Origin of the sequence: Nonomuraea mangrovi (assembly GCF_042681425.1) — a bacterium.
Taxonomy (GTDB): Bacteria; Actinomycetota; Actinomycetes; order Streptosporangiales; family Streptosporangiaceae; genus Nonomuraea; species Nonomuraea mangrovi.
In genome coordinates, this window is record NZ_JBHUFV010000080.1 from 1 (window position 1) to 12345 (window position 12345).

10 protein-coding genes and 1 pseudogene are annotated in these 12345 nt (G+C 69.0%); 5 read left to right on the forward strand and 6 right to left on the reverse strand.

Translation table 11 applies throughout. The annotated features are described in order from the left end of the window. Positions 1-424: 424 nt before the first annotated feature. The 3 genes and pseudogenes from ACFSKW_RS47435 (at position 425) to ACFSKW_RS47450 (ending at position 1953) form a co-directional block, all read left to right on the forward strand. Positions 425-1108, forward strand: a complete 684-nt coding sequence (locus ACFSKW_RS47435; RefSeq protein WP_379581211.1) for a maleylpyruvate isomerase family mycothiol-dependent enzyme — start codon at positions 425-427, stop codon at positions 1106-1108. A gap of 250 nt (positions 1109-1358) precedes the next feature. Continuing rightward, positions 1359-1511: pseudogene (locus ACFSKW_RS47445) on the forward strand (IS5/IS1182 family transposase); the annotation flags it as partial. A 55-nt stretch (positions 1512-1566) separates the two neighbouring features. After that, positions 1567-1953, forward strand: coding sequence for a nuclear transport factor 2 family protein (locus ACFSKW_RS47450; protein WP_379581212.1), 387 nt, complete (start codon positions 1567-1569; stop codon positions 1951-1953). A 164-nt stretch (positions 1954-2117) separates the two neighbouring features. Here the strand turns inward: ACFSKW_RS47450 and ACFSKW_RS47455 are convergent, their stop codons facing one another. Continuing rightward, complete coding sequence (locus ACFSKW_RS47455) at positions 2118-3065, reverse strand: PhzF family phenazine biosynthesis protein (RefSeq protein WP_379581213.1); 948 nt, start codon at positions 3063-3065, stop codon at positions 2118-2120. Between the two features lie 166 nt (positions 3066-3231). Here ACFSKW_RS47455 and ACFSKW_RS47460 point away from each other — a divergent pair, with 166 nt between their 5' ends. Continuing rightward, entirely contained in the window at positions 3232-3612 is a 381-nt protein-coding gene (locus tag ACFSKW_RS47460; RefSeq protein ID WP_379581214.1) for a cell division protein SepF, read from the forward strand. A gap of 102 nt (positions 3613-3714) precedes the next feature. Here ACFSKW_RS47460 and ACFSKW_RS47465 read toward each other — a convergent pair whose 3' ends face one another. The 5 genes from ACFSKW_RS47465 to ACFSKW_RS47485 form a co-directional block, all read right to left on the reverse strand. Further along, positions 3715-5046 carry a hypothetical protein gene (locus ACFSKW_RS47465; RefSeq protein WP_379581215.1) on the reverse strand — a complete coding sequence of 444 codons (1332 nt, stop codon included), beginning with the start codon at positions 5044-5046 and terminating at the stop codon, positions 3715-3717. 91 nt (positions 5047-5137) lie between these two features. After that, positions 5138-6865 carry an arginine--tRNA ligase gene (gene argS, locus ACFSKW_RS47470; protein WP_379581216.1) on the reverse strand — a complete coding sequence of 576 codons (1728 nt, stop codon included), beginning with the start codon at positions 6863-6865 and terminating at the stop codon, positions 5138-5140. Beyond that, on the reverse strand, positions 6862-9069 hold the full coding sequence (locus tag ACFSKW_RS47475) for an HAD-IC family P-type ATPase (protein ID WP_379581217.1): 2208 nt from the start codon (positions 9067-9069) through the stop codon (positions 6862-6864). Before ACFSKW_RS47475 ends, argS begins: the two co-directional genes overlap by 4 nt. Positions 9070-9121: 52 nt before the next feature. Beyond that, on the reverse strand, positions 9122-10108 hold the full coding sequence (plsX, locus tag ACFSKW_RS47480; RefSeq protein WP_379581473.1) for a phosphate acyltransferase PlsX: 987 nt from the start codon (positions 10106-10108) through the stop codon (positions 9122-9124). Between the two features lie 55 nt (positions 10109-10163). Beyond that, positions 10164-10721, reverse strand: coding sequence for a DUF1707 SHOCT-like domain-containing protein (locus ACFSKW_RS47485; RefSeq protein WP_379581218.1), 558 nt, complete (start codon positions 10719-10721; stop codon positions 10164-10166). A gap of 176 nt (positions 10722-10897) precedes the next feature. On the opposite strand from ACFSKW_RS47485, the gene ACFSKW_RS47490 reads away from it, so the two are divergent. Continuing rightward, a complete protein-coding gene (locus ACFSKW_RS47490) occupies positions 10898-12220 on the forward strand; it encodes a KamA family radical SAM protein (RefSeq protein ID WP_379581219.1) in 1323 nt (440 codons plus the stop codon). The last annotated feature ends 125 nt before the right edge of the window (positions 12221-12345 follow it).

Sequence of the window (12345 nt, forward strand, 5' to 3'; positions counted from 1 at the left end):
GCGCCGATGGTACTGCACTCGGGAGGGTGTGGGAGAGTAGGTCGCCGCCGCGCAATTCTTGTTAGTTAGGCCCTGCCGGGTTATGCCCGGCGGGGCCTTTCTGCGTTTACGGGGGCATTCGGCACGCCCGTGCGCCCGGCCCGTCCACGGGCCGTGGCGCCTCCACACCGCGCCTCCACACCGCGCCTCCACACCGCGCCTCCACACCGCGCCTCCACACCGCGCCTCCACACCGCGCCTCCACACCGCGCCTCCACACCGCGCCTCCACACCGCGCCTCCACACCGCGCCGGCACAGTGCCGCAGGAGATCCCACGACCCCCCTGAGAGTCGTGGGCCTGGGGCTGGAGTGGGAGGAGGGATTGTGGCTGGGGGCGGCTGGCAGGAGGGGGGACTGTCGGAGCGGTCGGCTACGTTGCCAGGCATGGATCTTCTTCTACATCTCCGACACGAATTGGGTGCCTTCCGAGCGTGCCTCGATGGTGATCTGTCGGCACCGATCGAGCATTGCGGCGACTGGACATTGCGCGAACTCGCCGAACACCTGGGGGGATCGAACCTGTGGGCGGCCAAGGCAGTGACGGAAAGGCGCGGCGACTACGTGCCGCCCGCGGCGCCGAAGGATCGTGCGGGGTTGGCTCGGTGGTTCGATGCGGCGTCGGACACGTTGCTCAAAGCGTTGGACACCGATCCGTCGAGGGAGGCATGGACGTTCCACCCGCCGGAGACGGTCGGCTTCTGGCAGCGGCGCCGGTGCGTGGAGGCGTTGTTGCATCGCTGGGATGCCGAGCGGGCGATCGGTACGGCTCGGCCGTTCGATCCGGAGTTGGCAGGGGAGGGCGTGGCGGAGGTGTTCGAGGTGATGGCGCCGCGCCAGATCGTGCGGGGGCGAGCGCAGCTGCCCGACAAGGCGCTCCGGCTCGATGCCGCTGACATCGGCCGATCGTGGACGTATGGGCAGGGCATGCCCGTTGCCAAGGTGTCGGGCACGGCGGAGGGATTGCTGCTGATGTTGTGGGGACGGATGTCTCCTGACGACGACGGCCTGGTGTGGGACGGCGATCGCGACGCGGGGGAACATCTGCTGTCGGGTCCTCTGACCGCCTAGGGCTGTGACTGGGAAGGTTCACTGGGCCGGCACACACGCCTGACGCCATGAGCCTTTCCATCCTGGGTGAACTGGTGGAGGAGGACGGGGAGATCGCGGCTGCTTGGGTTACGCGGCAGCTTTGCCCAACTCAGTTGGACGTAAGCGCGCTGGTCCTAGCGGAGCCTGCGTGTGTTCATAGTCGATCAGAAGGCTGACAGCCGGTCGCCAGGCCTTGCTGGTACCGGCTCACTTGCGAGGCGGCGACACCTACGCCCGGTTGGCCATGGGAGAGCGAGCCGTGGCCACACTCACGACGCGGATGATCCTGGTTCGCCTGCGCTGTTGCCTTCACCGCGCGACCGGGATCATCCAGGCGATTCTCGTACTGCAAGCCGTCGAAGACGGTCGCCACTCAGGATGAGGACCTCCATCACGCGGCAGATCAAGTGTCGGTGCTCGGATATAGGGTCCGACGCGTGGACGAGGAGACAATCAGAACCCGTCGTGCCGTACATGCCTACGTTGACAGTGCCGAGCGACGTGATTGGGAGGGCTTTGGCGCTCTGCTTGCCGAGGACGTGGTGTATGAGATGCCACAGAGCCGTGAACGGATCCGTGGTAAGTCGGCCTTCCTCCAGTTCAACATGGAGTATCCCGGCGATTGGCACCTCCAGGTGCGGCAAGTGGTCGCTGACGGTCGCCAGGCGGCGGCGCTGATCGACGCGCGCGTCGGCGCCGAGCGTCAGGACGCGTGCGTGTGGTTCGAGATCTCCGACCAGGGACTGATCAGCCGGATCACCGATTACTGGCCAGAGCCGTACGATCCGCCGTCTGGTCGCGAGCATCTGGTGGAGCGCTGGTAAGCCCTCCACCACCCTTACCTGCTACGCCTCCTGCTACCCCGCGGCGAGCGTGCTGCGGTGTGGGGGTGTGCCGGACTCATGGAGGTTCGGACGGCGTGCGCATGCGATGGCCGGACGGGCTCAGGGTGTGACGACTGGCGGCTCGGAGCGTAGGGGCCGGTCGGCTAGGGGGTGATGTGGAGGGTTCCGGAGAGGACGGTGACGGCTCGGCCGGCCAGGTCCACGCGGTCGCCGCGGACGGTGGTGCGGATGGTGCCGCCGCGGGCCGACAGTTGGCGGCCGACGAGCGATGCCCGGCCGAGGCGGGCCGACCAGAACGGGGCGAGGGCGCAGTGGGCCGAGCCGGTGACCGGGTCTTCGGGGACGCCGACGCGTGGGGCGAAGAATCGGGACACGTAGTCATACGAGACGGCGGGGGAGGATCCGACGGCAGGGCCGGCGGAGATCGGGTCCGGGGCGGGGGAGCCGGTTGGGCGCGGGCCGGGGGCGGCGGCGCCTTCCGGGGCGGCGGAAGCCGGGGTTTCCGGGCCGCGGGCGGCGGCGCCTTCCAGGGCGGCGGGTGCCGGGGGTTCCGGGGTGGGCGCGGCGGCGCGGGCGGTCACGATGACGCCGCGGGCGTCGATCCTTTCGAGGGCGGCGATGTCGGGGTCGAGGGAGCGGACGGCCTCCTCGGATTCGAGCTCGACCAGCAGGTCCAACTGGCTGTGTCCGACGCCTACAACCGCAGCTCCAAGGGCCTTTTCCAGTCCGTCGGGAACTGTGGCAGGCGTCACTTCTTTGGCGGGGAAATCCATCGAGATGAGTCCGTCGTCGGAGCGATTGACGGTGAGGATTCCGCTCTTCGTCGTGAATTTGATCTCACCGGTGGCCGCTCCTGTGGAATAGAGCACATGGGCGGTGGCCAGGGTCGCGTGTCCGCACAGCGATACCTCGGCCACCGGGGTGAACCAGCGCAACGAATTACCGAGCAGGAACGCCGTCTCCGAGAGCCGCATCTCGGCGGCTACGGACTGCATCCAAGTGTCGGAAGCGCGTGACTCCAGGAGGCAGACAGCGGCAGGATTACCCTGGAATGCTGTGGGAGTGAAGGCGTCGACGGTGAACAGGCGCATGTCGTCGATGCTATAGGTGGCAGATATCCAGTCGAAACCAGGACGCTTGCCGTACAAAATGGAATAAGTGTTGGGCGTGTCGCATGGCGAACGCCAAAGAGTCGGTTACCGTCCAATGTGTAGGGACGTGCCGATTACGGTGAGTTCCTGAGGAAAGGACAAGCCGATGGGGGCAGTGCGCAAGGTGGTGAGCTACCTTGGCCTGGGCGGGATCGACCAATACGATGACGGATACGACGACGAGCAGTACGAAGACGAGTACATGCCGGCGTCGGAGCGTGCCGCGAAGCGGTGGCGGTCCACCGTCGAGTCGTCACGGATCGTGATGGTCCAGCCGCTGAAGTACAACGACGCACCGATGATCGGGCAGCATTTCCGCGAGGGCCAGACGGTCATCATGGATGTCACCGGCATGCCGATGCCGGAGGCCACCAGGATGGTCGACTTCGCGGCCGGGCTGGCTTACGGGTGCGAGGGTCGGATCGAGCGCATCGCGGACCGGGTGTTCCTCCTGGCGCCCGCGCATGTGGAGATCGAGAACACCTGACGTGTGTGACTGCGCGCCGGGCCGGCCTTGGGGAGGCTGGTCTGGCGCTTATGTCAGGTTCGGGCCAGGTGCGCTTTGTGGCGTGCCGCGTGACGCGGCCGGCTATGCGGCGCGGGGTCCGCGGCGGAGGAGCCGGGTGAGTTCGGCGGTGTCCTCTGCCGCCTGTTTGGCGCGGTCCTCCGCTTCGCGCGCGTAGGCGTGCAGCGCCCAGACGGCGCCGTCGGCGAGGTCTTTGAGTTCGGCCAGCCGCTGCTCGACGTATGCGGCGTCGGAGAGCTTGGCCTGCCGTAGCCGCCAGAGCCGCCATCCGCCCAGTCCCGCGAGGGCGGCGCCGAGGAGCGCGAACGGCCACCACAGGACGACGGCGGCCACGAGGAGCGCGACGGCCAGTCCCAGCGAGACGTAGGCGAGCCAGGGCAGCCCGCGGTCCGGCACGCCGTCGGCGATGATCTCGCGTTCGGCGTCGGCCATGGAGGTCGCGTCGGGGCCCTCGGGGTGGAGCACCAGCGGGTGGCCGAGCACCGGCACGGTGATCGCGTCGGGCGGCGCCAGCTCGGTGTCGGCGGCCAGGCCTTCGGCGACGCCGCGCAGGATGGGCGCGGCCACGTGCAGGGCGATGGCGGCCAGGTACGGATCGGAGCCGGGGCGCAGGTCGTCGAGCAGGTGACTGACGAGCGAGGCCATCGGCCCTGGGGCGCCGCCGAGGCCCGCCATCGAGCGTAGGACGGCCAGCGGTTCCTCCTCCGCCCACGCCGTGGCGGGGGTGGCGGCGGCGTTGATGAGCGGAGTGCGCGACTCGGAGTCGGCCTGCCTGGTCGACGTGATCTCGGTGCAGCGGGCGCGCAGCCTGGCGAGCCTGGCCGCGGCCTGGACGGGCTTGGCCAGCTCGGGGATCTCGGCGAGTTCGGGGAAGTCGACGAGTGCGGCGGGTACGACGACGGCGGGCTCGCCGGGGACGAGGGCCTGCAGCCATTCGCTGACCTCGGCATGCTCGGGGATGGCGAGCGCGTCGAGCTTGCGCAGCACGAAGATCTTGCCGGCCGGGCCGTACGCGCCTCTGGCGGCGGCGAGCCACAGCGCGCGCTGGCCGTGGGTGACGGGCCGTTCGAGGGACAGCGCGCCGAAGGCGGTGCCGAGCCATGAGGCGTGGATGCGGTCGCCATGGCCGGCGACGGCCAGGGCGAGGCAGAGGAAGAGCGCGGTGTTCTGCTGGTCGCGAGTCGCCGCCTTGGTCAGCGGTTCGAGCGGGTCGTCGCCGGCGAGGATCGTGACGAGGGCCTGAACGGCGGGCGGCAGCCAGGACGAGCCGTCGTCCTGGAAGGTGGGGGCGGCCAGCGGCGTGGAGCTGTCGGCGGCGAGGTTGGCCAGCAGTGCCTCGACGTACCGGTGGAGCTCCGTGGTGGCCTGGGGGCTCGCGGTCAGATCCGTTGCCAAGGCAGAGAACTCCCCCAATATCGGCCTCACTTCATGACCGCGTAAAGCCTAGCCGGGGGGCGCGCCAACCTTGCGGAGGCGCGCCCATGGCTCACATGCGATCAGGTACGGGGACTCCCAGGAGGTCGAGGCCGGTTTCGAGCACCCGCAGGGTCAGCGCGCACAGGGCGAGCCTGGAGGCGCGGGTGTCGGCGTCGACCTCGTCCTTGAGGACCGGGCACTCCTCGTAGAAGGTGCTGAAGAGGCTGGCCGTCTCGAACAGGAAGGCGCCGAGCCGGTGCGGCTCGACCAGGTCGGCGACCTGGTCGACGACCGCGCCGAAGCCGAGCAGGTGCAGGGCGAGCGCGCGCTCGGCGGGTACACCGAGGACGATCGGGCCGTGCGCGTTCTCGGGCTCGACGGCGGCCTTGCGGAAGATGGAGCGGATCCTGGCCGTGGCGTACTGCATGTAGGGACCGGTGTTGCCGGAGAAGCCGAGCATGCGGTCGAAGTCGAAGACGTACTCGCTGTCGTGGCTGATCGACAGGTCGGCGTACTTGACCGCGCCCATGCCCACCGCGTGGGCGATCTCGGCCTTGGTCTCGTCGTCGTAGCCGCGGTCGGCGATGGCCGCGGACGCGCGGTCGACGGCCTCCTGGAGCAGGTCCGTCAGCTTGACCGACTCGCCGGAGCGGGTCTTGAAGCGGCGGCCGTCCTTGCCGAGCATCATGCCGATCTGGACGTGCTCGGCGGAGACCGTGTCGGGCAGCCATCCGGCCTGCCTGGCGGCGGCGAAGACCATGCGGAAGTGGAGCGCCTGGTCGGCGCCGACGACGTAGAGGACACGGTCGGCCTTGAGGTCGTCGACCCGGTAGCGGATCGCGGCCATGTCGGTCGAGGCGTAGCCGTAACCGCCGTCGCTCTTGCGGATGATCAGCGGGAGCGGCTTGTCGTCGGAGCCGGTGAACCCGGGCGGGAACAGGCAGAGCGCGCCCTCGCTCATGGTCGCGACGCCCATGGACTCCAGATCGTCGCAGGTCTTCTCGAGCATCGCGTTGTACATGCTCTCGCCCGCGATGTCGGCGTCGGTGAGCGTGACGCCGAGCATCGCGTAGACCTTGTCGAAGTAGCGGATGGTGGCGTCCATGAAGACGTGCCACAGCCGCATGGTCTCGGGGTCGCCCGACTGCAGCGTGGTGACCCGCTGCCGGGAGCGGGCCTTGAAGGACTCGTCGCTGTCGAACTGGGCGCGGGCCGCCTGGTAGTACTCGGTGCCCTGGCCGGCTTCGAGCTGGGCGACGGCGGCGTCCTCGCCGATGTCGAGCAGGTGCTCGATGAGCATGCCGAACGGCGTGCCCCAGTCGCCGAGGTGGTTCTGGCGGATGACGGTGCTGCCGAGGTGTTCGTAGACGCGGGCCATGGCGTCGCCCACGATCGTGGTGCGCAGGTGGCCGACGTGCATCTCCTTGGCCGCGTTGGGCGCGGAGTAGTCGATCACCACGCGCTGGGGCGGCGTGGCGGTGCCGACGCCGGTGCGCGGGTCGGCGAGCATCTCGGCGGCCTGCTCGGTGACCCAGTCGTCGGACAGGGCGATGTTGAGGAAGCCGGGACCGCTGACCTCGACGGTGCCGGGGAAGTCGGCGAGCTGGTCGGCGATCTCCTGTGCGACCTCCCGCGGGGCTCGTCGCAGGCGCTTGGCCAGGCTCATCGCGACGTTCGCCTGGAAGTCGGCGAACTGGGAGGGCCGGATCAGCGGGTCTGCGTCGGCGTACTCGGGACCGAACGCGTGGGCCAGCGCCTGCTGGACGCGCTCGGTGAGCACTATCTGCGGGTCGGTCATGTTCTAAGGGTACCGGTGAGCTTGACCGCGATGCTGATGCCTGCCGCGGCCGCGGCGGAGATTCCGACGGCCGTCCAACCGCCCGTCCCGAGCTCGAAGAACGCGCGGGTGAAGGGGATGGCGAGCGCGAGGGCGAACAGAATCGCCATCGCGCCGACCAGCATGATCTTCCAGGCGTTGAGCGGCCTGGCGATGAGGATGAGCACCCACCAGGTGACGAGGAAGAGCGTGACGACCGCCGCGGTGCGGTCGCCGCCCGCGGCGGAGAAGGAGAGGATCACGCCGGCCCCGGTGATCAGCCCCGCCGGTACGGCGAAGCGGAGCACGCGCGGCACGAACCCCGGCAGGGACCGCTCGGCCGTGGGGCCGAGCGCGAGGAACAGGGCGGGGACGCCGATGGTCAGCGCGTTGACCAGGGTCGAGTGCCGGGGCGCGAACGGGAACACCATGCCGAGGACGCCGACCACGAGCGACAGCGCGATGGCGTAGAAGGTCTTGGTGAGGAAGAGGTTCGACACCCGCTCGATGTTGGCGAGCACCCTGCGCCCCTCGGCGACGACCTCCGGCAGCGAGGCGAACTTGTTGTCCAGCAGCACGACCTGGGCGACGGCCTTGGTGGCGGGGCTGCCCGCGCCCATCGCGATGCCGAGGTCGGCGTCCTTGAGCGCGAGCACGTCGTTGACGCCGTCGCCGGTCATCGCCACGGTGTGGCCGCGCGACTGGAGCGCCGCGACGAACAGCCTCTTCTGCTGCGGGGTGACCCTGCCGAAGACGGTGTGGCTCTCCAGGATCTCGGCGAGCTTCTCGTCGTCGTCCGAGGGGAGGGTCCTGGCGTCGACGGCCCTGTCGCCGCCGGGGATGTCGAGATAGGTGGCGATGGCCGACACCGCGTCGGGGTTGTCGCCGGAGATGACCTTGACGGTGACGCCCTGCTCGGCGAAGTACTTGAGCGTCTCGCGGGCGTCGGGCCTGATCCGCTGTTTGAGGGTGATCAGCGCGACGGGCTCCCTGTTCTCGGTACGGCAGAGCGCGACCACGCGGGCGCCGGTGGCGGCCAGCGTCGCGGCGGTGCCGTACTCCTGGGTGCCCGGTGGGAGCAGCACGTCGGGGGCGCCGAGCGACCAGGTGCCGTGGCCGTCGAAGGTGGCGCCGCTCCACTTGCGGGCCGACGAGAACGGCACGATGTCGGTGCTGGTCCAGCCGGGCGCCTCGGGGTAGCAGGCCTGGATGGCCTGGGCGGTGGCGTTGGGGCGGGGGTCGGCGTGGGCCAGCGCGGCGAGGGCGGAGCCGACGGGGGCGTCCTGGCGCAGTGGGATCACCTCGTCGACGTCCATGCCGCCGGCGGTGAGGGTGCCGGTCTTGTCGACGCACAGGACGTCCACTCTGGCCAGGCCTTCGATGGCGGGCAGTTCCTGGACGAGGGCGTCGCGCTGGCCGAGCCGTACGACGCCGACGGCGAAGGCGATGCTGGTCATCAGTACCAGGCCTTCGGGGATCATGGTGACGATGCCGGCGACGGCGCCGGTGATGGCCGAACCGAAGTCCTCGTTGTGGCGCAGCTGGCTGTAGATCAGCAGGGCGCCGATCGGGATGACCAGCCAGGTGATGTACTTGATGAACTTCGCGACGCCGTCGCGCAGGTCGGAGTGGGCGAGGGAGAACCTGCTGGCCTGCCGGGTGAGCACGGCGGCGTAGGCGTCCTCGCCGACCTTCGTCGCGACGAACGCGCCGGAGCCCGCGACGGCGAAGCTGCCGGACAGCATCTGATCGCCGGGCTTCTTGTGGACGGGGTCGGCCTCGCCGGTGAGCAGCGACTCGTCGATCTCCAGACCTTGGGCGGCGACGACCTCGCCGTCGACCAGCACCCGGTCGCCCGGTCCGAGCAGGATCACGTCGCCGAGCGCGATCTCCTCGGGGTGGACGAGCTCGTCCCTGCCGTCCCTCCTGACGGTGACGGGTGCCTCGTTCACCACGGCGAGCCTGTCGAGCGTGCGTTTGGCCCGGAGTTCCTGGACGATGCCGATCATCGAGTTGGCCACGATCACCAGGCCGAACAGGCTGTCCTGCCACTGACCGAAGATCAGGATGAGTGCCCACAGCACGCCGATCACCAGGTTGAAGAACGTGAAGACGTTGGCTCTGATGATCGCCGACAGCGATCGGCTCGTCCTGCGCGGGACGGTGTTCTTCTTGGCTACTGCCACCTGGGCAGATGTCAGGCCTTCCACGCGATCCCCCCGAATATCGTGGTAAAGATCACCATAGCCGGTGGGGACGGTGGCCTGCGGCCAGGCGTTCGCCGATGCGGCTGACGATGCCCCGGCGGGACAGGGTGGCGGCGAGCTGGCACGCGGCGCTGACGGCGGCCGCCTTGGCGGCGCCGTGGGCGATGACGACCGTGCCGTTCAGCCCGAGCAGGGCGGCGCCGCCGTACGCCTCGGAGTCGAGCCGGTGGGACAGCTCCCGCAGGCGGGCCCGCTGCATGAGGGCGCCCATCCTGGCGATCGTGCTGGTGTTGATGGATTCGCGCAGCTCGGTGAAGGCGTAGCGGACGGCACCCTCCATGGTCTTGAGCGCGACGTTGCCGGTGAAGCCGTCGGTCACGATGACGTCGGCCTCGCCGGTCAGCAGGTCGTGGCCCTCGATGTTGCCGAGGAAGTCGATGCCGGGGGCGGCACGCAGCAACTCGTGCGCGCGCTTGACGAGCTTGGTGCCCTTCTCGGGTTCGGAGCCGATGGTGAGCAGGCCGACGCGGGGGTCGCGGACGTCGTAGGCGGTTTCGGCGTAGGCGGAGCCCAGGTGCGCGAACTGCACCAGCATCTCCGGCTTGACCTCGGCGTTGGCGCCGGCGTCGAGCAGGATCGTGGGCCTGGGCCTGGTGGGGAGGGCGACGGCGAGGGCGGGCCTGAGCACCGACTGCTGGGCCTTGAGCCGGAGCTTGCCGGTGGCGACGACGCCGCCGGTCGAACCGGCCGACACCACGGCGGAGGCGTCGCCCCGCCTGAGCAGGTGGCAGGCGACCGCGATGCTGGAGCGGGGACGGCGCAGGCTGGCGAGCGCGCCCTCGTCCATGGCGAGAGCCTCCTCGGCCCGCACGATCGGGATCTCGGAGGTGGCGTCGTGGTCGGCCAGCGACTCGTAGAGCACGCGCGGCGAGCCGACCAGGACGATCGGCAGGCCGCGCTCCCTGACCGCGTGCACGGCGCCGGCCACGATCTCGTATGGCGCGTGGTCGCCGCCCATGGCGTCGAGCGCTATCGGCGGTTCGGGCTCTGGCACAGTTCGAATCGTATGGTTGTTATGCCAGGTTCCAGTCAGTGACCCCTCGGGCCACGATGACCTTGGCGAACATGGATCGTCCCGTGACCCGGATCAGCGGGCCGTCGCCGCCCGATCCGCCCGAGACGTTGCGCTTGCCGAACATCGACGCGCCCTCGTCGATGACGTGTGCGTTCTCGGGGACTCTGATGATCATTTTGCTGAAGCGGGCGTCGGCCTCGATCGTGATCTCCCTGCCGGGCAGGACGGCGTCGGACAGGTCCATGATGAGGGCGCCGAAGGTGGCGCTCAGCCTGGTGTGCCGTGAGGCCACCCAGCGGCCCTTGCGGATGACCTTGCTGAAGACCGCGTTCACGGTCTGCTGTTCGACCAGCGCGGGTCTGGCGGAGGTCGCGATGTCGGGGAGGTCGTGGGTGATGGGGACGAGCTCGCCGACGGTCTTGGCCGTGTAGGCGGCCTCGAGGCGGTCGGCGTGCTCGACGCTGGTGAGTCGGCCGGTGGCGAGGGCCTCCCCGAGGACGGCTGCGACGCGGTCGCGGTCGGCGTCGGAGGCTCGCATTGCTGCGTCGTCGGTCACAATCCGCCAGTGTATGTCCCTTCGCGATATGTCGCGAGTGACCGAAGCTCGGCAGAAACTTGGGTTTCTGTGGAACCAGAACGTGTCCTGGCCGCGTCCGGGTATAAGAGCCCCTAGACGCGCGACAGGGTTCACAGGTTTACATCCGATCGAACAAAAAAGATGGGAAAGGCCTAGTGATCTTGAACCAAGCGGGAACGCGACGCTTCAAGGCCTACACCTCCAAGCATCTGGACGAGCTCCTTCTCCGGGCGGGCCTCGATGAGACCCAGCGGCTGAAGGTGAGGGCGGTGGCGACAGTCTTGCCCTTTCGGACCAACGCCTACGTCGTGGATGAACTCATCGACTGGTCGGCCGCGCCCGACGACCCTATCTACCGCCTGGTCTTCCCGCAGGCGGACATGCTGCCGAGCCCCGATGTGGACAGGCTCGCCGACCTGCTGAAGGCCGAGGCGCCGAACGCGGAGATCCAGGCCGAGGCCAACCGGGTGCGGATGAAGCTCAACCCGCATCCGGCGGGGCAGCTCTCTCTCAACGTGCCGCGCATCGGCAAGGAGCCCGTGCCGGGCATGCAGCACAAATATCCCGAAACCGTACTCTTCTTCCCTAAGCAGGGGCAGACGTGTCACGCCTACTGCACCTACTGCTTCAGGTGGGCGCAGTTCGTGGGCGACGCGGACCTGAAGTTCGCCTCCGACGACGTCGAACAGCTCGTGGCCTACCTGGGCGAGCATCCTGAGGTCACGAGCGTGCTGCTGACCGGCGGCGACCCGATGATCATGGGCGAGTCCGTGCTCAGGCGCTACGTCGAGCCGCTGCTCGAGGTCGAGCAGCTGGAGTCGATCCGGATAGGCACCAAGTCCCTGGCCTACTGGCCGCAGCGCTTCACCACCGATCCCGACGCCGACGACACGCTGCGCCTGTTCGAGCAGGTGGTCGAGGCGGGCAAGAACCTCGCGTTCATGTCCCACTTCTCCCACCCGCGCGAACTGGCGTCGCCGCTGGTCTCGCAGGCGGTCTCCCGCATCCTCGGCTCAGGGGCGACCATCCGCACGCAGGCGCCGCTGATCAGGTCCATCAACGACGATCCCGAGGTGTGGTCGTCGATGTGGCGGCAGCAGCTCGGGATGGGGATGATCCCCTACTACATGTTCGTCGAGCGGGACACGGGTCCCCAGGACTACTTCGCCGTGCCGCTCGCCCAGGCGTACGAGGTCTTCAGGGACGCATACGCCTCGGTGTCGGGGCTCTGCCGTACGGTGCGGGGGCCTTCGATGTCCGCGACGCCCGGCAAGGTCTGTGTCGACGGCGTCACCGAGATCGCGGGGCAGAAGGTCTTCGTGCTCCACCTCATCCAGTCGCGGGACCCCTCGTTGGTCGGCAGGCCGTTCTTCGCCCGCTATGACCCGCAGGCCGCGTGGCTGACGGACCTGCGGCCGGCCTTCGCCGATCGCTTCCCGTGGGAGACGGCCGCGCAGGAAGCTCTCCTGTCGGCCTGAGCGGTCAAGCGGATATCCAGCAACAGAAAAATCTGAACCCCCGGCCCGGGACATTTGTTTTCCGAGCCGTTGTACCGGGCCGGTGGGACTCCATTGATCGACTGACTGGGCGTCGGGGGAATATC

What these genes read in the sequence shown, in the direction of transcription:
- argS (WP_379581216.1), bottom strand. Translation starts at nt 6,865, where the DNA reads ATGACCGACCCGCAGATAGTGCTCACCGAGCGCGTCCAGCAGGCGCTG.
- ACFSKW_RS47455 (WP_379581213.1), bottom strand. Translation starts at nt 3,065, where the DNA reads ATGCGCCTGTTCACCGTCGACGCCTTCACTCCCACAGCATTCCAGGGT.
- ACFSKW_RS47435 (WP_379581211.1), top strand. Translation starts at nt 425, where the DNA reads ATGGATCTTCTTCTACATCTCCGACACGAATTGGGTGCCTTCCGAGCG.
- plsX (WP_379581473.1), bottom strand. Translation starts at nt 10,108, where the DNA reads ATGGGCGGCGACCACGCGCCATACGAGATCGTGGCCGGCGCCGTGCAC.
- ACFSKW_RS47460 (WP_379581214.1), top strand. Translation starts at nt 3,232, where the DNA reads ATGGGGGCAGTGCGCAAGGTGGTGAGCTACCTTGGCCTGGGCGGGATC.